We start from the raw sequence: 19,185 nt of genomic DNA, 5'->3' as shown, positions 1-19,185 counted from the left end.
GTCATGTATACCGATGTGTCTGGTCGGAGGTGCCGTGTCATGGCAATCCTGCGTGGTTGGGGCCAACTGCCATTTCTGAGTGGTAGGCGATGATGAATCTTCCACGATCGCCACGCAATGGCATGGACAATGGATGGCCGAAGGGGCGAAGTTCCTGTCAACTAGGCTGGGGCTGGCGTGATGCCATTCATGATCTGACGCAGGAGATATTCGGGGAACGTTCTTCGGGGCCGATGGCGTTTATGCAGGTGCGATGCGATCCAGTCCAGCACGAATTGCGGGCTGCGGCGCAGCATGGTTGGCGTGACGTGGAGGACCTTCCACCCATCCCGGTCCAGATGCGCCGACCGCATCATCGTGTTCTCGTAGCCGTCGACGGTGGAATGAATGGAGCGTCCGTCGATTTCGACAGCAACCTTTTCAGCCTCGAAGGCCTCGTCGAGGATGTATGTGCGGCCTGCCACATGAACGGCATGGTTGGGCTTGGCCCCGGTGATGCCTACGGCCCTCAAGAGTCGGCTGCACTCTAGCTCGGGGATGGACCACGCCTTGAGTCTGATGTCCGCTACGGCGGCAGCGATGCGTTTCTTGCTGAATCGCCACGACAAGCTGGATCGGGCAGCACGGCATGAATCGGGAGACACGATTCCCTGGCGTAAGGCCTCGGTGACCCACTCCCACTCGCCTCGGATTGCTAGTAGGAGGATGGACACTTCCGGCGCCGCCACACTGATGCCGTGGTGATCACCCAGATAGTGGCGAGGGACTCTCCAGCGATGAACCCGTATCCCAGCGCGGGTGATACTTCGGGTTGAGCAAAACCCCTCGACCTCATCTATAGCGTGGATGGGATCTAGGAAGGACCCCGGTGGCTGGAGCCCTTGCAGGATTAGCGCGGCTTTTCCAACAACCACGGCATCCGGATGCCATATGTGCATTGCCTTGATGAGTACCCTCGGATCACGGGCCACCGAGGATGGTGCCACTATCCCTGGCAGGATTCGTGTGGCCTGTCCCGAGGCCACCGCGCGGTCTGCCTGACCGCGCAAAGCACTCGATCGCTGGATGCGAGCCACTGCACCGTTGTCCTGCCATTCCCGTTCGAGTTGGCTCAAGCTTTTCTTCCTCATGTCTTTGGTTGTCGTCTCGAGCTGAGGAAAACGCCGAGGATCAGCAAATCTGTGGACAGCTTGGAGGTGGGTCGCGGATCTTGTGGATAACACGGGAGGAACGGTCGAGCCCCCGCTCTGTGAAGACGGCAATCGGACAATCTTGCACAGTTGCCACATCATGGCCGGGTTCCCGGCGAGAGCAGGAGCAAGGGGGCTCGGAGGCGCGGTTCCATGGCGTATGGACTGAGAAGAGTACGCCAGCACTATGGCCGCCCACGACGACGCGGTTCCATGGCGATCGGGATTGAACCGGATATTCCGCGGCGATTTGGTGGTGGTGATGGTTGGATGTAGCCTATGTGCTGTTGCCCTCGAGCAAACGGGAGTTGGCCACCGCGGTCGCTCCGTCTGTCCGACACATCGATGTCGTGATGCGGTTCCGGTCTCCGGCGTGTCACGCCGTCGAGTGGAGGAATCGCCCGCAGAGCACCACCACGTTGCAAGATCCCTGTGCGTGATCTCACGCATGGGACCGAGTTCGAGAAGGTACCTGTGACCACCTACAGCCCCAAGGCCGGCGAGGTGCAGCGCAATTGGTACGTCATTGACGCCGAGGACATTGTCCTGGGTCGTCTGGCCACCACCGTTGCCAACCTCCTGCGCGGCAAGCACAAGCCGCAGTACGCCCCCCACATTGACACCGGTGATTTTGTTGTCGTGGTCAACGCGTCGAAAATTGCGTTGACTGGCAAAAAGGCCACCGATTCGCTGCGCTACGACCACTCCGGGCGTCCGGGCGGCCTGCGCGTCACCAGCATCGGCGAGATGCTTGAGAAGAACCCGCGTCGCGCCGTGGAGCGCGCGGTGTGGGGCATGATGCCCAAGAACAAGCTGTCGCGTCAGCAGCTCAAGAAGCTGAAGGTGTACGGCGGCCCTGAGCATCCACATGCTGCGCAGAACCCGCAGCCTTACGAGATCACCCAGATCGCCCAGTGATCGCCCACGAAGGATTGTGACAGTGACTGACACCGCAACCGAGAACCTCGAGAACACCGAGGTCACCCCGTTCACCGAGGGCGACCGTGAGATCGCCTACCGTACCGACTCCAACCCGACCGTGGCAGCCGGCGAGTCCAAGCGCCCCGCAATAATTGCCGCCGGTGCTGCTACCGGACGTCGCAAGGAGGCTATCGCCCGCGTTCGCATCATCCCCGGCTCCGGCCAGTGGAAGATCAATGGTCGTACCTTGGACGAGTATTTCCCGAACAAGGTTCATCAGCAGATCGTGACTGAGCCCTTCACCACGGCTGGCGTTGAGGGTGCCTACGACGTCATCGCCCGTATTGGCGGTGGCGGCGTCACCGGTCAGGCTGGTGCGCTGCGTCTGGGTATCGCCCGTGCCCTCAATAATGTTGACGCCGAGGCTTCGCGCCCGGCCCTCAAGAAGGCCGGCATGCTGACCCGCGATGCCCGTGCCAAGGAGCGTAAGAAGGCTGGACTTAAGAAGGCCCGTAAGGCTCCGCAGTACTCGAAGCGTTGATTCTTCGTCTCACAACTCTGGGGCGGCTCTCCTATGGGGGGGCAGCCCCAGAGTTTTATGGGGGTAATCTGCGCTTCCTCAGCGGGTGTTCGCTCATGCTGCATGAGTGGTGGGTAGAGTAGACTCTCGTGGCACGACTTTTTGGAACTGACGGAGTGCGCGGTGTTGCTAACCAGGACCTCACCGCCGAGTTGGCCCTCGACCTTTCGGTCGCGGCTGCCCACGTCCTGGGTGAGGCGGGTGCTTTCGGGCACCGGCAGCCTACCGCGTTAGTGGCGCGCGATCCTCGCGCATCCGGCGAGTTTCTCGAGGCCGCGGTGTGCGCTGGGTTGGCCAGTGCCGGTGTCGACGTGTTACGCGTTGGCGTGATCCCGACCCCCGCTGCGGCCTACCTTGTGAACGAGTACCGCACAGATTTGGGCGTCATGCTCTCGGCGTCTCACAATCCCATGCCTGACAACGGCATCAAGTTCTTTTCTCGTGGCGGCGTGAAACTTCCCGACGATCTTGAGGATGCGATCGAGCAACGTATGGGTGAGCCGTGGGCCCGGCCTATTGGCGACAAGGTTGGTCGTATCCGCTACACCCCGCAGGCTGTTGACACTTATGTCGACCATCTTGTGCGCTCTCTGCGTCAGCAGGACACACTCAAGGGGCTGAAGATCGTCCTGGATACTGCCAATGGTGCCTCTTTCCACACCGCGTCGGCCGCTTTTACCGCTCAGGGTGCCGAGGTTATCGCTATCCATGACCAACCCGACGGCCTCAATATCAATGATCGATGCGGTTCTACTCATCCGGAAAAGTTGCAGGCGAAGGTCGTCGAGGTCGGGGCCGATATGGGGTTGGCCTTTGACGGTGACGCTGACCGTTGTCTGGCTGTCGACCACGAGGGCACCATTGTCGACGGTGACCACATCATTGCGATCCTCGCACTAGCTCTCCAAGAAGACCACCGTCTGGCCTCGAACACCGTTGTCGCGACGATCATGAGCAATCTTGGTCTCATCATTGCGATGCGCGAGCACGATATCCACGTCGACCAGACCAAGGTCGGTGACCGCTACGTCCTTGAGTCAATGAACGCGAACGGGTTCTCACTGGGCGGTGAGCAGTCAGGCCACGTCATCATGAGTGAGTTCGCAACCACGGGTGACGGTGTTCTCACTGGTCTGCACCTAGCTGCACGTGTCGCTCGTACTGGCAAGACCCTCAAGGAACTCGCGTCGGTAATGACCCGACTGCCGCAGGCCCTTATTAACGTGCGCGGCGTCGATAAGCTGCGAGCTGGCATCGACCCAGATGTGAATAAGGCGGTGGCCGACGCTAACCAGAAGCTCGGTGACACCGGCCGCGTGGTGTTGCGCCCATCGGGAACTGAACCGGTCGTGCGGGTCATGGTCGAAGCCAGTACTCAGGAGGAAGCCGATCAGCTGTGCTCCGAGTTGGCCGAAACCGTCAAGGCTAGCCTGGCTCTGTGAGCGTCATGGGATTCTTTCGCCGTCGCCCCGATGACGACCTTCCCGGTCTAGATACCGGGGCGGCGGATCGTCTACGCGCGATGGTTGAGGAGTCGCTGACGGCAATGGGCATCGACGCCGACGTCTCGGGCGATCACGCTGCGACGTCTGTTGGTGATATTCCGCTGGTTCCGATCGTTGAGGAGCTCGACGGTCATCACCGCGACGACTGGCGCATGGTTGTCGATGAGCTCGTCACAAGGATGGTGCGATCTCTCTTAGATGGCGCCACTCGACTGACTGACGCAACCCTCGCTGAGCATGTCGTCGTCAAGGTGGTGGGAGATCGGGAACGTGCCGGACGCAGTTTCGACTACGCGCGGCCTCTTGTGTCGACCGTTACTGGGAAACCTGTTCCTGGACTGGTTGTTGCTTTAGCGTGGTTTGACGGTGGGGTTGAGCTTCTCAATGACGCTGCCCTGGCTGAGGTTTCAGACCTTGATGCGGCCTACCGCCGTGGCACCGAAAACTTGGCGTCTGCCCTTGTCAATGGGCTTTCCTTGTCTCGCGATGGTGACATCGTTACCGTGACTGGTTCGTCGTGGCTCGTGTCGTCATGGCTGCTGGTGCCGCAGGCTGGAGGCCCTATCGCCGACGAGCTTGGTGACAGCGTCGTTGTTGGGATTGAGACGCCGGATCGCGTTGTGGTCGCGGCACAGGGGCACGAGAAGCAGATCGACGAAGCGTTGTCGGCGTCGCGCATTGCGGATCCGTTCCCCTGGCGGTTGACCGGGCAGAACGTCTGAGGGATCAGGCACGAGGAGACGACGCCGACTCAGACCTTCCTGATCCACACATTGCGAACCTCATGGTCGGGGCCCTTGTGCAGAATCGCGGTTGCCCGCCCGCGGGTGGGCAACACGTTTTGCACGAGGTTCGGGCCATTAATGGTGTCCCATATTTCCTTAGCGATGGTGATGGCCTCGTCGTCTGGCATTCGTGCATAGTCGCCGAAAAACGAGTCGGGATCGGTGAATGCGGTTTGGCGCAGGGAGAGGAATCGGTTAATGTACCACCGGATAATGTCGGTTTCCTCGGCATCAACATATACCGAGAAATCGAAGAAATCACTCAGGGCCAGTCCCATTGTTCCACTGCTGCGCCGCCGTGGTGGTTGCAGAACGTTAAGCCCCTCAATGATGAGAATATCCGGCTGTCGCACGACGAGCTGTTGGTCTGGCACAATGTCGTAGGTGACGTGAGAGTACACGGGGGCGGTGACCTCGGGCATCCCGGATTTGACGTCGACGACGAATTTTAGCAGTGCTTTACGGTCGTAGGATTCCGGGAATCCCTTGCGTGAAAGTAGGCCGCGTTCTTCGAGTATGTGGTTGGGGTAGAGGAATCCGTCAGTCGTGACAAGATCTACGATGGGACGGCGTGGTGACCTTCCCAAGAGTTCCTGCAGTAGACGGGCGACGGTCGACTTGCCAACTGCTACCGATCCGGCGATCCCGATGACGAACGGGGTGCGTTTCATGCCGTGACGGCTGAGTTGCAGAAAGCTATTTGAGGCGTCGAAGAGGGCGCCTGTATGCATGCAGTACAGGTGTATGAGCTGGGTCAGTGGGCGGTACACCTCGACGACGTCGCGGTGGCTGGTGGGGTCCCCGAGGCCTCGGATGCGGCCCAGCGTGGCCTCGTCGATGTCGATTTCGGTCGAGTCTGAAAGTGCGGCCCATGATTCTCGTGATAGTTCGATGAACGGCCCCGGTTCGGTGTTGTCGTCGTCGACGGGGGTGGTGGGGGTCAAGTTCATCGGGCGCCTCCGAATGGTCGGTCGTAGAGACTGTACTTCACAGTGACGTTGTCAGCATGGCTAATGCGGACAAGATGGGCACGCTTTCCATATTGCGGCTTTCTACATTGCGGCAACGTCGTGGAGTGCCTATCGCGCGGATCGGGTGTGAATGGACGCATGGCGCATGTGGCGTAGTAATCCGCCGGGATGACCGGGCGTGATGTCTGCGGGCGAGCTGGCGGACGCGGTGCTCATGAGGGCGATGGTCGTTTGTGATGCGCGAGGACGTGTGGGGCTGTGAGGGCCCCACACGTCGGGCGGCATCAGGCAATCAGCCTAGGAATGGCTGGAATACGCATGTGACTGGTTTCGCGTGATCGGGATCTAGCGCGTTGACGGCCATCTGGTACACGTTCGTGTCGTAGGTGAAGTTGATGTGGCTGGCGTGGTCGTCGCGGCAGGTGTTCTGAACAAGGATGTTCTTGACGCCTGGCTCGTGCAGGAAGGCATTGGTGAACGGCATCACGGTGTCGTCGTAGCGACCTTCGATAATCGTGTATGTGACGCCGGGGCGGGTTACTGGGCCGTTGCCATAGAGCTCCTTGTTGAAGCTGGAGGAGCCGAGCTGCTGTTCGTAGGCGGCGATGTGGGCTTGAGCAAAGGCGGACTCGATTTGTTCGTGCTCAGCCTCTGACATAGTTTGGTTAATGAACTTCGAAACGGCTTGCGACCCGACCCCGTGGTTCGACGGGGCGAGGGCTATGAGCTTGCCGACCTTCTTATCTCCGCCAAGTTTGGTGATGTAGTAATTCGGGAGCGGACCGCCACCCTGGGACCATCCAATGAGGTCGACCTTCTTGGCGCCGGTAGCGTCGAGGACCCGGTCGACGAATCCGGAGACGGCTTTCGCGGAGACACGAATATCGCCGGTGTAGGCGAAGTTTGGCAGCATCTTCAGGCCGTTAAAGTTGGGGGAGAAAACGCAGTAACCCAGCTTGGTGAGTTTCGGGGAGTACATCGACCATGATGCGTAGGCGTCAGAGTTGGTGCCGGGAAGTAAGACGACTGGGTTCTGCCCCTCGCGCGGTTTGCAGTTGAAGTTGTTGGCCCCTTGCGGGTTCGTCCCGGGGTGGGCGAGGGCGTACAGAGAGGCTGTGTAGGTAAGCAACTTTGTCGGGCCGTCGCCGGCAGACGGGATACCGTCCGGGCTGCCGGGCATGGTGATCTCTGGCGGAACTGAGGTGTCACCCTCAGCAGCGTGAGCGGGCGCTGCCGAGACGGTCGCGAACGCACTAGCGACGACCGTCGTCAGGGTGGTTAGGACTGCGGCGATCTTCTTTGATCTCTTCATGCTTTTCTCCATATCTTGCGTTGGTGCAGGATGCGGATCTGACGCTATGAGATGGTGGGATCACAAGGTGTTTCCTCGTAGCGAAAGCGAACATACGTGCAGAGATTAGTGCGAGGTTGTGTTCGGATGATCAGGCGTTTCAGGTCGCGGAAACGCTCATGATTCATGTACGTTTCTTGCCATGTGTGGAATTGTTGGTTACTGCGGCCATCGACAGGCCGAACGTGTCATCATCGACGGGCTCCGACGTCTCGAGTACCGAGGATATGACTCGGCTGGGCTGGCGGTCGTGGCGGACGGAAACTTGTACCGAGCCAAGAAGTCGGGCAAGCTGACCAATCTCGAGGAGGAACTGGCAGCTCATCCGCTTCCGGAATCCAACCAAGGTATTGGTCACACCCGGTGGGCCACCCACGGTGCACCGACTGACGAAAACGCCCACCCCCACCTTTCCTTCGACGGACGAGTCGCCGTCGTCCATAACGGAATTATTGAAAACTTCGCCGCGCTGCGCACCGAGCTTGAGGGCCAGGGCATTGCCTTCTCGTCGGAGACCGACACTGAGACTGCTGCTCACCTGCTCGCTGTGGAGATGCAGCACGGGTCTTCGCTGGCAGAGGCGATGGGCGCAGTGGCGTCACGACTCGAGGGGGCCTTTACGCTGGTCGCCGTCAGTTCAGATGCCCCTGACACGGTGGTGGCTGCTCGACGCAACTCTCCGCTCGTCGTCGGGCTGGGACAGGGGGAGAACTTCCTGGCCTCTGATGTTGCTGCGTTTATTGAGCACACCCGCGAGGCTCTCGAGTTGGGGCAAGATCAGGTCGTCGTGCTCACTCCCGACGACGTTACCGTCACCGACTTCGAGGGCAATCTCAGCCAAGCTCACCCGTACCACGTCGACTGGGATCTCTCCGCCGCTGAGAAACAGGGCCATGACTGGTTCATGCGTAAGGAGATTTTTGAACAGCCGCGCGCTGTGGCCGACACTCTGCTGGGTCGCTGGTCCGACCGGGGCGACTTGGTCCTCGACGAGGTGCACATTTCGCCGGAGGAGTTGCGTCGCATTAACAAGATCGTGGTCGTCGCGTGCGGGTCGGCGTATTACGCTGGCATGGTTGCCAAGTACGCCATTGAGCACTGGACGAGGGTTGCCTGCGAGGTTGATCTGGCTAGTGAGTTCCGCTACCGCGACCCGATCATCGACCCGACGACGCTCGTCGTGACTATCTCCCAGTCCGGTGAGACCGCCGATACTCTCATGGCCATCCGTCACGCCCGTGAGCAGCATGCCAAGGTCATCGCAATCTGTAACACCAATGGCGCGACGATCCCTCGCGAGTCGGATGCCGTCATCTACACCCATGCTGGCCCCGAGATTGGAGTCGCCTCCACCAAGGGATTCCTTACGCAGGTGGTTGCCTGCTACCTGCTGGGCCTCTACCTGGCCCAGGTTCGCGGCATGAAGTATGGCGACGAAATCCGCGCCGTCATGTCTGAGCTCGATCACATGCCTGGCAAGATCCAGGAGGTTCTCGATGAGATTGAGCCGGTTTACGAGCTGGCCCGTGTCATGGCGAAGGAGGAGGAAGCGGTCTTCTTCCTGGGACGCCACGTCGGCTACCCGGTCGCACTCGAGGGTGCCCTCAAGCTTAAGGAGATCGCTTACATGCATGCCGAAGGGTTTGCTGCGGGCGAGCTTAAACACGGGCCCATCGCCGTCATCGAGGAAGGCACACCAGTATTCGTTGTAGTGCCGCCGAAGGGGCGAGACCAGCTCCATGACAAGGTGGTCTCGAACATCCAGGAGATCCGCGCTCGCGGTGCTAGGACGATCGTGCTCGCAGAGCGAGGCGATGACGACGTCAAAGCGTATGCGGATACTTTCGTCGGACTGCCGGCCTGCTCGACACTACTTCAGCCGTTGGTCGCCGCAGTGCCGCTGCAGGCTTTCGCGTGTGAGCTGGCCACAGTCAAGGGCCATGACGTTGATCAACCGCGAAATCTGGCGAAGTCCGTCACGGTGGAGTGAGTTCGTTGAAGCTGGGTGCCCCGGGGATATTCCGGGGCACCTTTTATTGATGATGTGCTGCTTGCGCTACGGCGAGCATCGACGCGACCTGGCACCTAATCTTGACCCTATGATTATCGGAATTGGGGTCGACGTCTGCGACATATCTAGGTGGGAGGCTGCTATACAACGTCGCCCCGGGATAGCTCGCAAAGTACTTACGGATGCTGAGGCTGCGCTACCGGCGCACTCCCAGGCTGCCCGGTTCGCTGCCAAAGAGGCTCTGTATAAGGCGTTGAGCGGAGTAGGTGGGCTTTCCTGGCAGGACTGCGAGGTAGTCACCGATGGCACCGCTGTTAAGTTTGAGCTTCGTGGATCGCTGGCTCGGCGGGCCAAGGAGTTGGGTGTACGCACGGTTCATCTCTCATTGACTCATGACGCTGGTGTCGCCGTGGCCATGGTGGTGTGCGAAGGTTGAGTCGCGCCTGCCCGGCTCACCTCTTCCATCGTGGTTGAATGAATACCAATCCGCAGCGAGGGCCCCGCCGGGGGCTGAAGGGGATCGTCATGGCAATTGTCTGTACCGCTGAGGCCACTCGAGCGGCCGAGCAGAGGTGGTTCGATGCCCACCCCGGACGAGACCTTATGGACGTTGCCGCTCATGCTGTTGCGCGAAAAGCTCAAGAGCTTCTGCTGGGTGGCGTCGTCGATGAGGTCGTGCCTGATTGGGCTGCGTCCCAATGCGTTCTCGTTCTCGTCGGTGGGGGAAATAATGGCGGTGACGGACTGTTCGCGGCTGCAGCTTTGGCGCAGCGCGGGTGGCGGGTCGAGCTTGCTCAGGTTATGGGTCAACCGCACGAGGCTGGCATGGCTGCTGCGCTCGATGCTGGTTGCATCCGGGTCTCGCTGGGAGAGGTCACGAGGCACTCGTATGATCTCGCGATTGATGCTGTCCTCGGTATTGGGGGCCGTCCGGGTATCCCGCAGTCTCTAGAGCGAATCGACACGTGGTTGCGTGATCGCCGGATCCCAGTGCTTGCGGTCGATCTGCCATCGGGGCTAGACGCGAATTCTGGTGAGGTAGAATCCTGTGTTCACGCTGCTCACACCATTACTTTTTCCAGCCTCAAGTGGTGTCATATTGCTCATCCGGCCGCCCGCTATTGCGGAGAGTTGGAGGTTCATGACATCGGCCTCGACCTTGTCGATGATGACGGCGAGAGTCTCGACGGTGTCGACGAGTATTGCGATCTTACCGAGATGGCGTCGCTGTGGCCGGTTCCTGGCGCACTTGATGATAAGTATTCCCGCGGGGTCGTCGGCATCGACACTGGATCCGAGAGGTTCCCTGGGGCGGCGGTGCTCGGCGTCCTGGGGGCATTGAGAACTGGTCCCGGGATGGTGCGATTCTCCGGACCCAGCGCCATCATGGCCTTTATATTGAGCCGTGCTCCGTCTGTCGTCATTGGCGAGGGACGCGTTCAAGCTTGGGTCATCGGATCGGGTTGGGGCGCTCACGATGGCAATGCTGACCGATTTATTCAGCGGGCGTCTGAAGGTGTCCCGATGGTGATCGACGCCGATGCCCTGACTCTGTTGCCAGCTGAGTTGCCCAACGGCTGTCTGCTCACGCCTCATGCCGGGGAATTGGCTCGAATGCTGCGGGTAGAGCGCGGCCAGGTCGACGATGATCCACGCGGATGGGCTGTTCGAGCGGCCCAGCGGTTCGGTGCGACCGTCCTGCTGAAAGGGTCCATCCAATGGGTTGCTCGGCCTGATGGGGTTGTTCGTGCCGCTCTTCCTGGACCTGCATGGACAGCCCAGGCTGGTTCTGGTGACGTTTTGGCCGGGATGTGCGGCACCCTTATGGCTGCAGGGCTAGCTGCTGACGATGCGGCTCTCTGCGCTGCCGGGATGCAAGCTGCTACAGCTATGTCAATGCCTGGGCCCTACGCTCCAGACCAAATCGCGGAGTTGTTGCCCGGAACTGTCACAACGGTTCTGTCGCGCTGATCTATGGGTGTCTGGTCGAGAGGTCGGGGTCAGAGGGCTGCATGAGTTTTCGTCGAGCGGCCAGCTAGCCGAATAGCCTCTTTGTAGTGCTCGACGAGTTCAGCGCACAGGTTGTCCCAGGTGCGGTTCTCGATCGACGCTCGTGCTGCTATGCCCATAGCGCGGCGCTTGTAGTCGTCACCAACGAGATCGACGACTCGGGAGCGGAAATCGGCCATGTCGCCAGGCTCATAAAGCCACCCCGTCCGTGACGGATCAATGAGGTCGATCGGGCCGCCTTTGCGCGGGCTGACGACTGGGACGCCGCAGGCCTTGGCTTCTTGAACAGCCTGGCAGAAGGTCTCAAGTTCGCCTGTCGAGCAGAACACATCCATACTGGCGACGGCACGGGGGAGGTCCTCCCCGCCGAGACCGCCGGTGAAAATAGCATGGGGAAGCTGCTTTTCCACCTCGGCGCGAGCCGGACCATCTCCGACGATGACGAGCTTGGTATTGGGAATGTCGGCGAGGTTCGCCATATCGGCAACTCGCTTTTCGGCAGCCAACCGGCCCATGTATCCGACGACGACCTCGCCATTGGGGGCCCACTCGTCGTGTAGCTGCTGGGAGCGCTTCGACGGATGGAATCGTACCTTGTCGACGCCGCGCCCCCAGATACCCACCCGGGGGACGCCATGGTTGATGAGTTGGTCGCGCGAGAAGGTCGACGGCGCGTAGGTGGCCACGGCAAGGGAGTGGATCTGACGGACGCGGTACCAGCCGTAGAACTCGAGTTTTCCGAGTCCGTAACGACCGGCATAAGAAGGGATGTCAGTTTGATATATGGCCACGATGGGTATGCCGAGGGAGGCTGCCGCCATGGCACCCTTGTAGCCAATCATGAAGGGCCCAGCAAGGTGCACGACGTCAGGCTCAAACTCTGACAGGTAACGTTCCATCGTCCATTGCGGGCTAGTGGAGACACGGACGTCCTGGTAGCCCGGCCAGTGCAGCGAGGCTAACGGGATGACGGGGAAACCGGCGTACTCGTGCGGAGTCTGCGCATCGCCAGGGGCGAGGATAAGGGCATCGTGGCCGTTATCGCGCAGATGTTCCAGAATCCGCAGCACCGAGTTCGTCACTCCGTTGACCAGGGGGAGGAATGACTCAGTGATGATCGCAACACGCACAATTTCATGGTAACCGGCACGTGCGACGCCTTGGTAGGGCCGCGGTGTCGGGGCGGTGAACGTGGGGCAACGAGACTGCCCAAGAGCTGATATCTAACGGGCCTTATTCGCAGTTGACTCCACGGGCCGAGACGCGCGACTGTCTCAGAGACGACTCACTACCTGCGGCGCCTCGGACAGACACTGCGCCGGGTAGACGGTGTGACTTTCGTCGAGGGTGCCATGACGTGCGCCAGGAAATGCGGTCGATTTCGTCGATACGACCTTTGTGGGTAGAGTACTGACGTTGGCAACGGCCCGACTCGTTCGAGCCCATGATGCGTTTCAGTTGCTCGATGTGCCCTCAGGGCATGACGGAGCTACCGGCTCTGGTTTTATTGCATTCACCTGCGCAGCAGCTATTCGCCCAGCCATCGAGACAGACAGCCATCCAGGATTCCATGACCAAGACCCTATCTTGGGTCCGGTGTGTTGCGGTTAGGTTCCGCGATCCCATGCAGCGGTGCTGCGCCTTGTGTGCGCGGTGACGCCGGTCGCCCCTGGTCGAGGAATCCGCCGACCATGAGGGAACACCCCATTGAGCAACAAGAAACACAATCCCAAATCTTTTAAGGCTGACGGCACTCCGAAGCGCCGCTGGACCGCAGCTGAGCGGGCCGCTCGCGGGCACAAGCCACGCACCAGAGGCGGAGTTCGCAACGGTCACACCGATTCGCGTGGCCGCAACTTTGAGGCGTGGACCCCGCGAGATGAGGCACGCCGCGACGATGCCGGCAGTAAAGACCGCCGCTATTCCGAAGATCGACGCGGTCGTGGCCAGTGGTCTGATGGTCGTCGTGACCGTCGATATGATCGTCGTGACCGGGATCGTCGTGACGACCGCAGGTGGTCTGACGACGGCGAGTTCCGGTCCCATAAATCGCGTCGACCGGGCCACTACGCCAATCGTGATTGGAAGCGTGACGACCGTCGCGGATCCTCGTGGTCTCGCGACGAATGGCGCGAGGACCGACTCGGTCGTGACGATCACGGGGATCGCCGTCATGGCGGTCGTGGCTACGAGCGCAGAGGTTCCTGGGATCAACGCGAGGATCATTGGCGCGAGCGTCACGACAGACACGATGATCGTCGGGATGAGCGTTGGTCGGATCGTCGGGATCACCGTCGCGACGACGGGCCCCGCGAGGATCACGATGACGCCGACACAATGGATTGGAAGGCCACCGAGCTCACCGACCTCGACGTCACCGGCATTGACCACGAGGGCGGTTTCTCGGCCCTTGGCGTGCCCGACGAGATCGTCGCCGCTCTGGCCAAGACTGGCATTACTGATCCTTTCCGCATTCAGATTGCCGCCATCCCCGACGCCATCGCTGGGCGTGACGTGCTGGGTCGTGCCTCGACGGGTTCGGGCAAGACGTTGGCCTTTGGTGTCCCGCTGCTGTCGCGCCTGTCGGCCACCCCGCGCGAGGATAAGCGTCCGCGAGCTCTCATCCTTTCTCCTACGCGTGAACTGGCCATGCAGATCGCCGACGTGCTGTCCCCGTTGGCGTCATCAATGGGCCTATCGACCATCCTCATCGCGGGTGGTATGAGCTATGGCCCGCAGACCAAGGCTTTCAAGAAGGGGGTCGACCTTGTCGTCGCCACCCCCGGGCGTTTGGTCGACCTGCTGGAGACTGGTGACGCCGACCTTTCCGGTATCGCTGTAACCGTCCTTGACGAGGCCGATCATATGGCTGAGCTTGGATTCATGGAGGCCGTCGGTTCGATCCTCGATGCTGTTCCGGCAGACGGGCAGCGTTTGTTGTTCTCTGCCACTCTCGATGGTGCCGTCAACAAGTTAGTCAAGCGGTACATGCACGATCCAGTCACCCACGAGATCGACTCCGATAAGGGGTCTGTCTCGACGATGACCCATCACGCTTTCCAGATCAAGCCTCACGAGAAGGTCGGGCTGATGTGCGAGATCGTTAACCGTAGTGGTCACACCATCGTTTTCGCTCGAACTCAACGAGGTGCGTCCCGGATGGCCGAGCAGATCCGTGAGGCTGGTGTCATGGCTGGTGCGTTGCATGGTGGTCTTACGCAGGGCGCCCGTGCCCGTGTGTTGGCGGCATTCAAGGACGGCTCCCTGCCAGTTCTGGTCGCTACTGACGTCGCGGCCCGAGGAATTGACGTCGATGATGTCACTTTGGTGCTGCAGGTCGATCCGCCGATGAACTCCAAGGATTATTTGCACCGATCCGGTCGTACTGCCCGTGCCGGACACGACGGCGCCGTCGTCTCGCTTGTGCTGCCACATCAGCGCCGCACTATGGCACGCCTGTACCGTCAAGCCGGGGTGAAGCCGGTGGAGGCCCAGGTCATGGTGGGTGACGACTACGTCGCTGACGTGGCCGGTTGCAGCCCTGTCTCGGGCACTGCCATTGACGAGAAGGATTACGAAGCCCTCGTCGCTCCCAAACAGCAGCGTGGCAAGAAGTCTCGGGACGGCAAGCCTCGTCGTGGTAAGGGCGGTCGCAATCGTGGTGGTCGTGGATTCGACGGTGGTCGCCATCGCGGCTACGACTCCCGTGACCGTCATGACCGGGGGCATGATTCGCGCGGACTCAACTCTCGGGGGCGTGATCGTCGTGACATTGAGGCCAAGTACGGTCGTTCCGGAAACGACACGTGGTGAGTGACTGCTGAGTTACCGGGCGGGCAGCGCATGGTTCGGGCATGTCGAAAGCACCCGAACCATGGCGTTGCGTTCCGCCGGGGTGACCCAGAGACGGTATTTCCGCTTGACAGCAATCTGGCGGGATACGTAGTCACAGCGGTATGACTTCTGTGGTGGCAGCCATGTCGCCGCGTCCCCAGCCCCTTTGTCCTGGTTGGCGCGCCCCTCGACGGCTAGCAGATTGAGCGGGTCGTTTGCTAACGCCTGGCGTCGGTCCATCGGCATCTGCTGAGCTCCTGTAACCCAGGCATTACCAAGGGCGACGACGTGGTCGATTTGCACCACAGCTGAGGTGTCGCGACCGCGCCGCCATGTGATCGTCCGTCCGGTGTAGGGGTCGTGCAGTTCGCCGGAGACTATCTGGCATCGACTGCCGGATTTCAGTTTTGCCTTGACGAGATCACGAGCCAAGGCATCGTCACGGGTGCCGCAACCGTTGTGGCCCCAAGGGCGAGTCAGGGCTGAGTCGGAGTTGTCGCTCCACGCCGGGCCGAATTGGTCCCGCGAGTAGCCGGTCATCGGCGCACGTCCCTTGACAGGGAGGCCACCGAGAGCCTCCGCGGCCTGGCCATAGGCCGTCGATCCTTCGCGTGGAACAGCCTTGCGGTACACCCCGACGATCACCAGCAATGCGACGATCAAGAGCAGCACCCACGCCCATCTCCGTTGCGGCGCCGACGCCATATCGTTACCCCCACAGCTTTGTTGGCCAGCGTGGCATCGCTAGCGGCATAGTCGCGGACGCTACACCACTGGTCTGGCCCGTGGGAAGGCTTGGACTGGATCAGCTGTCCCACTGCCTGCCGACGGACTCGGGACGGCGAGGCCGACGTGAGGTTCGACGACTATCCTGGGTTCTTGTGGATAAACAGACCAGCCCGCAAGAGGCGATCCCGGAGCTTGCCGTCGCAGTTCCGCAGGACGCCGCGGTTCTTGCGCGCGCCCTTGATCTCGAGGCACAGACTGTTTCGACGTGGCTGACGCAGGGTCTCGGCATTGTTGCCCGCGTCGGTTCCCAGATTGTCGGTCTAGCTCACCTCGTGGATGATGGTGGCCACGCTGACGTTACCGATCTGGCCCTGACTACCCCTGACGATACCGACGTCGTTGCAGCCCTCATCGGTGGGGCCGAACAGATCGCTACCGAGCTGGAGTCGCGCGTCCTCGTCGTCTCGGGACTCACGACTTCACCCGGCCCGGCTTATCACTACGACGGTGGCTGGGTTCGTGTACTACCCACCCGGGTCGTCGTTCCCACCGCTGAGGCTATGCATGTCTTCGGAGCAGCACTGGCGGCGCAGTTGCGCGCCGGAGATATTGTGCTGGCCTCCGGAGATCTCGGTGCCGGTAAGACCACCTTGGCGCAGGGGATAGGTAGGGGGCTCGGCGTCGACGGGCCCGTCATCTCCCCGACCTTCGTGCTGGCGCGCCGCCATGCCGGATCCGGGGGGCGGCCCGGGTTAGTCCACGTCGACGCGTACCGTCTCGGATCGGCCGCCGAACTTATCGACCTCGACCTCGACGAGACCATGGACCAAGCCGTCACTGTCATTGAGTGGGGAGCTGGCATTGCCGAGGATCTCGGCGGTTCCCACCTCGACGTCGACATCCGGCGCAGTGAGGATCCCACTGATGAGACTCGCGTGGTCTACGTAGAAGGTTTTGGCCCGCGCTGGCAGGGGGTCGATTTGTCACCGCTGTCAGAACTTCCCTTTGACACTATTTCTCCCGACCAGACCGGAGACAACAACTGATGAACACCATCGTCTTGGGAATCGACACATCGACTGCTGTCAGCGTTGGACTGGCGTGTGGATCTGAGGTGCTCGTCAGTCTGCGCCACGACGATCCTCGCGCCCACGCCGAGCAGCTCATGCCCCTCATCCATCGCGGCTGTGAGGAGGCCGGGATCGCATTAACCGACATCGCAGAGGTCGCTATTGGGGTCGGCCCTGGCCCCTACACCGGCCTGCGGGTTGGGGTGGCAACAGGAAGGGTACTGGCACACCTGGCCGGTCTTACCCCACACCCGGTATGTTCCCTCGACATTCTGGCCCGACAATGGGCTGGGGTCGATGGAGAGTTCGTGGTATGTACTGACGCTCGTCGCCATGAGCTGTATTGGGCTCGCTACGACGCTTCAGCGAATCGTCTTGACGGCCCCAATGTCACTCGCCCTGAGGACGTGCCGAAGGATCTGCCGATCGGCGGTCCGGGATGTCTGGTTCGCGGCCTGACGCCGACTCCGGGATCGCCGGAGTTTTTAGATGCCGGGGTGCTTGCGGCGTCGTGGCAAACCATGCCCGACGTCGGGCTGGAGCCGCTCTACTTGCGCGATCCTGATGCCACTGTTCCGACGACCCGCAAGGCCACCTTGACCCCGACCCGACTCACCCTGCCCGGCCGATGACCAGACCTGCCCGTATGAGCGACCTCGACGCCATTATGGCTATTGAGCAGGCCAGCTTTGACCCGCCGTGGTCTCGTACGTCGTGGGCAGAGGAGATCGCCCCGGCCGACTACCGCCTGACTCTGGTCGCTGGAGGTGACGACGTCGCTGCCGCTGCGACATTCCACGGCTTTGACGTCGCTGATCTCGACCGGATCATGGTGGTACCTGCGGCGCGAGGGCGTGGCTTGGCCATCGAACTGCTCATCCATGGCCTGAACTGGGCAACAAGTCGAGGATGCCGCGCCATGATGCTTGAGGTCCGCCCAGATAACAGTCCGGCAATCGGCCTTTATCGACGCTTCGGCTTCAAGACGGTTTCGCAGCGTCCCAACTACTACGGCGGCGGGGTCGACGCCCTCATGATGTCGGTCGACCTGCCCCACATCGAGACCACAACCCCACCCGAGGAGAACCATGTCTGAACCGCTCATCTTGGGCATCGAATCGTCCTGTGACGAGACCGGAGTCGGCATCGTCCGTGGCAATGACCTGCTTGCCAATGAGGTCGCCTCGTCGATGGAACAGCACGTGCGATTCGGCGGGGTCGTCCCCGAGGTCGCCTCGCGCGCTCATCTGGAGGCCATCGTCCCTGTCCTAGAAAAAGCCACCGCGACTGCGGAGGTGGACCTATCCGACCTCGATGGCATCGCCGTGACAGCCGGTCCAGGCCTGGCTGGGGCACTCGTCGTCGGACTGTCGGCGGCCAAGGCGCTGGCAAGTTGGCTCAACAAGCCTCTGTACGGCGTCAACCACCTGGCCGGACACGTTGCCGTCGACCTGCTCGAGCATGGCGATTTACCGACGCCATGCGGCGCTCTGCTTGTTTCAGGCGGCCATACGAGCTTGCTGCGGGTAAACGATATCGCCACCAACATTGTTGAGGTCGGCTCGACGATTGACGACGCCGCCGGTGAGGCGTACGACAAAGTGGCGCGTGTGCTTGGTTTGCCGTACCCGGGCGGGCCCGTCATTGATAAGGCTGCCGCTGATGGTGATCCGGCTGCGATCCGTTTTCCGCGCGGCCTTACTGCCCGTCACGATATGGCGAAACATCGCTTTGATTATTCTTTTTCTGGTCTCAAGACGGCGGTGAGTAGGTGGGTTGAGACCCAACAGCGCGACGGAGTCACGTTTCGTATTGCTGACGTCGCCGCCAGTTTTCAGGAGGCAGTTGCCGACGTCCTCACCGCGAAAGCCGTGGACATGTGCCAGGAGTATGGCCTCACTCACTTCCTCATCGGCGGCGGAGTCGCGGCGAACTCTCGACTGCGGACGCTACTTGCTGAGCGGATGGCGGACGCCGGCGTTGAGTTGCGACGGCCGCGTCCGGGCCTATGCACAGACAATGGGGCCATGATCGCGGCCTTAGGTGTGCAGGTTGTTAAGGCGGGACTGCCGGCGTCGGCCATGGATATTTCGGCTGATTCAGGATTGCCCGTTGAGACGGTTCTTGTCTGAATTTCGGGGTGGTAGGGATCGTCGAAGATGCGAATATGTAGCCTTAAGCTGTTGGCCCTAACGTCGCTCGTAACAGGGCTCTACTGTGCGATTCTG

At 61.1% G+C, this 19,185-nt stretch carries 17 protein-coding genes; 12 read left to right on the top strand and 5 right to left on the bottom strand.

The features are described 5' to 3' along the window. Positions 1-161: 161 nt before the first annotated feature. A complete protein-coding gene (locus FYJ43_RS08240) occupies positions 162-1,130 on the bottom strand; it encodes an endonuclease domain-containing protein (protein WP_154563848.1) in 969 nt (322 codons plus the stop codon). A 534-nt stretch (positions 1,131-1,664) separates the two neighbouring features. On the opposite strand from FYJ43_RS08240, the gene rplM reads away from it, so the two are divergent. The 4 genes from rplM (at position 1,665) to FYJ43_RS08220 (ending at position 4,918) form a co-directional block, all read left to right on the top strand. Beyond that, positions 1,665-2,108 (top strand): 50S ribosomal protein L13, encoded by a 444-nt coding sequence (gene rplM, locus FYJ43_RS08235; protein WP_326833489.1) that lies wholly within the window; start codon positions 1,665-1,667, stop codon positions 2,106-2,108. Between the two features lie 22 nt (positions 2,109-2,130). Then, entirely contained in the window at positions 2,131-2,652 is a 522-nt protein-coding gene (rpsI, locus tag FYJ43_RS08230) for a 30S ribosomal protein S9 (protein ID WP_326833488.1), read from the top strand. Between the two features lie 128 nt (positions 2,653-2,780). Then, the gene (gene glmM / locus FYJ43_RS08225; protein ID WP_326833487.1) at positions 2,781-4,133 is read left to right on the top strand and encodes a phosphoglucosamine mutase; all 1,353 of its coding nucleotides are present in this window, start codon (positions 2,781-2,783) and stop codon (positions 4,131-4,133) included. Positions 4,134-4,237: 104 nt separating this feature from the next. Next, entirely contained in the window at positions 4,238-4,918 is a 681-nt protein-coding gene (locus FYJ43_RS08220; RefSeq protein ID WP_229771706.1) for a hypothetical protein, read from the top strand. A gap of 29 nt (positions 4,919-4,947) precedes the next feature. On the opposite strand, the gene coaA is transcribed toward FYJ43_RS08220, so the two are convergent. Next, positions 4,948-5,931 carry a type I pantothenate kinase gene (gene coaA, locus FYJ43_RS08215; RefSeq protein WP_154563846.1) on the bottom strand — a complete coding sequence of 328 codons (984 nt, stop codon included), beginning with the start codon at positions 5,929-5,931 and terminating at the stop codon, positions 4,948-4,950. Positions 5,932-6,244: 313 nt separating this feature from the next. Beyond that, the gene (locus FYJ43_RS08210; RefSeq protein ID WP_154563844.1) at positions 6,245-7,264 is read right to left on the bottom strand and encodes an esterase/lipase family protein; all 1,020 of its coding nucleotides are present in this window, start codon (positions 7,262-7,264) and stop codon (positions 6,245-6,247) included. A 181-nt stretch (positions 7,265-7,445) separates the two neighbouring features. On the opposite strand from FYJ43_RS08210, the gene glmS reads away from it, so the two are divergent. The 3 genes from glmS (at position 7,446) to FYJ43_RS08195 (ending at position 11,285) form a co-directional block, all read left to right on the top strand. Continuing rightward, positions 7,446-9,293 carry a glutamine--fructose-6-phosphate transaminase (isomerizing) gene (glmS, locus tag FYJ43_RS08205; protein WP_154563842.1) on the top strand — a complete coding sequence of 616 codons (1,848 nt, stop codon included), beginning with the start codon at positions 7,446-7,448 and terminating at the stop codon, positions 9,291-9,293. Positions 9,294-9,402: 109 nt separating this feature from the next. Continuing rightward, complete coding sequence (locus tag FYJ43_RS08200; RefSeq protein WP_154564415.1) at positions 9,403-9,750, top strand: holo-ACP synthase; 348 nt, start codon at positions 9,403-9,405, stop codon at positions 9,748-9,750. A gap of 89 nt (positions 9,751-9,839) precedes the next feature. Continuing rightward, positions 9,840-11,285, top strand: coding sequence for an NAD(P)H-hydrate epimerase (locus FYJ43_RS08195; RefSeq protein ID WP_154563840.1), 1,446 nt, complete (start codon positions 9,840-9,842; stop codon positions 11,283-11,285). A gap of 29 nt (positions 11,286-11,314) precedes the next feature. On the opposite strand, the gene FYJ43_RS08190 is transcribed toward FYJ43_RS08195, so the two are convergent. Next, on the bottom strand, positions 11,315-12,454 hold the full coding sequence (locus tag FYJ43_RS08190; RefSeq protein ID WP_326833486.1) for a glycosyltransferase family 4 protein: 1,140 nt from the start codon (positions 12,452-12,454) through the stop codon (positions 11,315-11,317). A gap of 577 nt (positions 12,455-13,031) precedes the next feature. Here FYJ43_RS08190 and FYJ43_RS08185 point away from each other — a divergent pair. Then, a complete protein-coding gene (locus FYJ43_RS08185) occupies positions 13,032-15,137 on the top strand; it encodes a DEAD/DEAH box helicase (RefSeq protein ID WP_407643733.1) in 2,106 nt (701 codons plus the stop codon). A gap of 12 nt (positions 15,138-15,149) precedes the next feature. Here the strand turns inward: FYJ43_RS08185 and FYJ43_RS08180 are convergent, their stop codons facing one another. After that, positions 15,150-15,830, bottom strand: coding sequence for an HNH endonuclease family protein (locus FYJ43_RS08180; RefSeq protein WP_326833485.1), 681 nt, complete (start codon positions 15,828-15,830; stop codon positions 15,150-15,152). Positions 15,831-16,039: 209 nt separating this feature from the next. Between FYJ43_RS08180 and tsaE the strand changes: the two genes are divergently transcribed. The 4 genes from tsaE to tsaD are packed head-to-tail and all read left to right on the top strand — an operon-like array spanning position 16,040 to position 19,089. Next, complete coding sequence (gene tsaE / locus FYJ43_RS08175) at positions 16,040-16,933, top strand: tRNA (adenosine(37)-N6)-threonylcarbamoyltransferase complex ATPase subunit type 1 TsaE (RefSeq protein WP_326833484.1); 894 nt, start codon at positions 16,040-16,042, stop codon at positions 16,931-16,933. Continuing rightward, positions 16,933-17,589, top strand: a complete 657-nt coding sequence (gene tsaB / locus FYJ43_RS08170) for a tRNA (adenosine(37)-N6)-threonylcarbamoyltransferase complex dimerization subunit type 1 TsaB (protein WP_154563836.1) — start codon at positions 16,933-16,935, stop codon at positions 17,587-17,589. The genes tsaE and tsaB overlap by 1 nt, the downstream gene beginning before the upstream one ends. Beyond that, on the top strand, positions 17,586-18,053 hold the full coding sequence (locus FYJ43_RS08165; RefSeq protein ID WP_154563834.1) for a GNAT family N-acetyltransferase: 468 nt from the start codon (positions 17,586-17,588) through the stop codon (positions 18,051-18,053). Before tsaB ends, FYJ43_RS08165 begins: the two co-directional genes overlap by 4 nt. Further along, a complete protein-coding gene (tsaD, locus tag FYJ43_RS08160) occupies positions 18,046-19,089 on the top strand; it encodes a tRNA (adenosine(37)-N6)-threonylcarbamoyltransferase complex transferase subunit TsaD (protein WP_154563832.1) in 1,044 nt (347 codons plus the stop codon). The genes FYJ43_RS08165 and tsaD overlap by 8 nt, the downstream gene beginning before the upstream one ends. The last annotated feature ends 96 nt before the right edge of the window (positions 19,090-19,185 follow it).

Origin of the sequence: Cutibacterium porci (genome assembly GCF_009696315.1) — a bacterium.
In the GTDB taxonomy this organism is placed as follows: Bacteria; Actinomycetota; Actinomycetes; order Propionibacteriales; family Propionibacteriaceae; genus Cutibacterium; species Cutibacterium porci.
The sequence above is the reverse complement of the archived record's forward strand: the minus strand, read 5'-3'. Positions and strand labels throughout refer to the sequence as shown.

Coding starts and splice junctions, on each gene's coding strand:
- FYJ43_RS08240 (WP_154563848.1), bottom strand. CDS start 1,130: ATGAGGAAGAAAAGCTTGAGCCAACTCGAACGGGAATGGCAGGACAAC.
- FYJ43_RS08220 (WP_229771706.1), top strand. CDS start 4,238: ATGGGCATCGACGCCGACGTCTCGGGCGATCACGCTGCGACGTCTGTT.
- coaA (WP_154563846.1), bottom strand. CDS start 5,931: ATGAACTTGACCCCCACCACCCCCGTCGACGACGACAACACCGAACCG.
- FYJ43_RS08210 (WP_154563844.1), bottom strand. CDS start 7,264: ATGAAGAGATCAAAGAAGATCGCCGCAGTCCTAACCACCCTGACGACG.
- glmS (WP_154563842.1), top strand. CDS start 7,446: ATGTGTGGAATTGTTGGTTACTGCGGCCATCGACAGGCCGAACGTGTC.
- FYJ43_RS08200 (WP_154564415.1), top strand. CDS start 9,403: ATGATTATCGGAATTGGGGTCGACGTCTGCGACATATCTAGGTGGGAG.
- FYJ43_RS08195 (WP_154563840.1), top strand. CDS start 9,840: ATGGCAATTGTCTGTACCGCTGAGGCCACTCGAGCGGCCGAGCAGAGG.
- tsaB (WP_154563836.1), top strand. CDS start 16,933: ATGAACACCATCGTCTTGGGAATCGACACATCGACTGCTGTCAGCGTT.
- FYJ43_RS08165 (WP_154563834.1), top strand. CDS start 17,586: ATGACCAGACCTGCCCGTATGAGCGACCTCGACGCCATTATGGCTATT.
- tsaD (WP_154563832.1), top strand. CDS start 18,046: ATGTCTGAACCGCTCATCTTGGGCATCGAATCGTCCTGTGACGAGACC.